Annotated in this window: 2 protein-coding genes; one reads left to right on the forward strand and one right to left on the reverse strand. The window is 31.5% G+C overall.

Annotated features, from left to right (window positions below; genetic code table 11):
• Positions 1 to 115: 115 nt before the first annotated feature.
• Positions 116 to 331 carry a cold-shock protein gene (locus F553_RS0111505; protein WP_008540065.1) on the reverse strand — a complete coding sequence of 72 codons (216 nt, stop codon included), beginning with the start codon at positions 329 to 331 and terminating at the stop codon, positions 116 to 118.
• 385 nt (positions 332 to 716) lie between these two features.
• Here F553_RS0111505 and F553_RS0111510 point away from each other — a divergent pair, with 385 nt between their 5' ends.
• Complete coding sequence (locus F553_RS0111510) at positions 717 to 2,399, forward strand: carbon starvation CstA family protein (protein WP_019000209.1); 1,683 nt, start codon at positions 717 to 719, stop codon at positions 2,397 to 2,399.
• Positions 2,400 to 2,511 lie beyond the last annotated feature (112 nt).

Genomic DNA, 2,511 nt, shown 5'->3' on the forward strand with positions numbered 1-2,511 from the left:
TTGCTTTAACTTTAAATTCATTTGAGTATTTAGTCATAAAAAAACTGCACCTCCAAAAGTTGTTTTTTGTCCAACTTTTGGGGTGCAGTTCATATGATTGCTCTTTTTTCTATTATTATTTTACAACAGTAACGTTTACTGCACGAAGTTTGCTAGCGTCACGGCTGTCAGCTTCTGTATCAAAAGTAACTTTTTGACCTTCTTCTAAAGTTTTGAAGCCTTCGGAATTGATAGCGGAGAAATGAACGAATAAATCTCCAGATCCGTCATCATTAGTAATGAAGCCATAGCCTTTACCAGAATTAAACCATTTAACTGTACCTGTTCCCATTATAAAATCCTCCTTAGGATATAAAATATAATCAGTGCAGAGGTCAAACTAAAAAACACATAAGAATCTTCCACACTTATTAAGAGGAGGACTAAGACGTGACTTTAATTGTGTTCCAAAACAAGACTGAATATCCTAATAGTAGCATGGGAAGTATAATTTGTCAATTTACAAAATAACACATATCATAATTATTTTTTATAGTTGAATTGATTTTTAGATTTACATATTTACAATAAAATTTGACATAATAAATAGATGATGATATATTTATAAGTCGATAATAAATTTTATAAGTTAAAATCATTTATTTTTCGATATAAAATATAGACATATATATATTATCGAGAGATAAAAAATTTATTTATCCAGAAAGGGTGATTAGATGAATGGAATAATGTTAGTTGGTTGTGCTATTATAATTTTTTTTCTAGCCTATAGAATTTATGGTCGTTGGTTATTACATACTTGGGGTGTTGATGAAAATGCAAAAACACCTGCTTTTAAATATAATGACGGTCAAGATTTTACACCAGCATCTAAATTTACGGTATTTTCTCATCAATTTTCTTCAATAACAGGTGCAGGCCCTGTAACTGGCCCAATTATTGCAGCTATGTATGGCTGGCTTCCTGCTTTTTTATGGATTATCGTAGGTGGTATTTTCTTTGGAGCAGTACAGGATTTCACTGCATTATATGCTTCTGTGAAAAATGAAGGTAAATCCATGGGTATGTTAATTGAACATTATATTGGTAAAACAGGCAGACGTTTATTTTTGTTATTCTGTTGGTTATTCACTTTATTAGTAATAGCTGCTTTTGCTGATATAGTAGCGAATACTTTTAATGGATTTAGTAAAGATGGTGCATTAATAACACCAAACGCAGCAGCAGCTTCAATATCCATGTTATTTATTTTTGTAGCTATTTTATTTGGTTTATTCATTAAGAAATTTAAACCGAATGAAAAAGTTCGTCTTGTTTTAGGTATTATTTTATTAATTGCTATGCTTGCTGTGGGTATTGCTTTTCCAATTTATTTAGATAGAATGATTTGGCTCTATGTAGTATTTGCTTATATATTTGCAGCTTCTGTAATGCCTATGTGGATTTTAAAACAGCCTCGCGATTATTTGAGTACATTTTTACTTTTAGCAATGATTGCTGGTGGTGTTATCGGTGTATTAGCGGTAAATCCAACAATTAATATGCCAGCTTTTGTAGGTTTTAATGTAAATGGAAAAGATTTATTCCCAATTTTATTTATAACTATTGCTTGTGGTGCCGTTTCTGGTTTCCATAGCTTAGTATCTTCAGGTACTTCTTCTAAAACTATCTCTAATGAAAAAGATACTTTATTTGTTGGTTATGGTTCTATGCTTGTAGAGTCTGTTTTAGGTGTTGTTTCTTTAGTAATTGTTTGTTCTGCTGCTACTAATGGTCAGTTGCCAGAAGGTACACCTTTCCAGATTTTCTCCACAGCTGTAGCTGGATTTTTCGCTATGTTTGGTATGCCACATGATATAGCAAATTGTATTTTGACTATGTGTGTATCAGCTTTAGCTCTTACTTCATTAGATGCAGTAGCTCGTATTGGCCGTATGTCTTTCCAAGAATTATTCAGTGTAGATGAAGGTCAAGAAATGAGTTTTGTACAAAAATTATGTACAAATAAATATTTTGCTACACTTATAACTTTATTTATTGGTTATTTATTATGCCTTGGTGGTTATATGAATATCTGGCCATTATTTGGTGCTGCTAATCAGTTATTGTCTGCATTAGTACTTATCTCTTTGGCTGTATTCTTAAAAACAACTGGAAGAAAAGGCTTTATGCTTTATATTCCAATGGTAGTTATGTTCTGCGTTACTTTAACAGCTTTAGTAGAAGCTGTGTATGCAATTGTTGTAAAATTATCTATGGGACAATTTGTTTTTGCTGTAGATGGATTACAGTTAATTATCGCGCTTGCTTTGATGATACTTGCAATTTCTGTAGCTGTTCATTGTGGTAGAGAACTTGCTGGTGCTAAAGATAATAGTAAAGCTGAATTAAATAATTAATAAAAAGAGTGATAGGTATTTTGAACTGCACCCCAAAAGTTGGACAAAAAACAACTTTTGGAGGTGCAGTTTTTTTATGACTAAATACTCAAATGAATTTAAAGTTAAAGCA

The organism is Megamonas rupellensis DSM 19944, assembly GCF_000378365.1.
Lineage (GTDB): Bacteria > Bacillota > Negativicutes > Selenomonadales > Selenomonadaceae > Megamonas > Megamonas funiformis.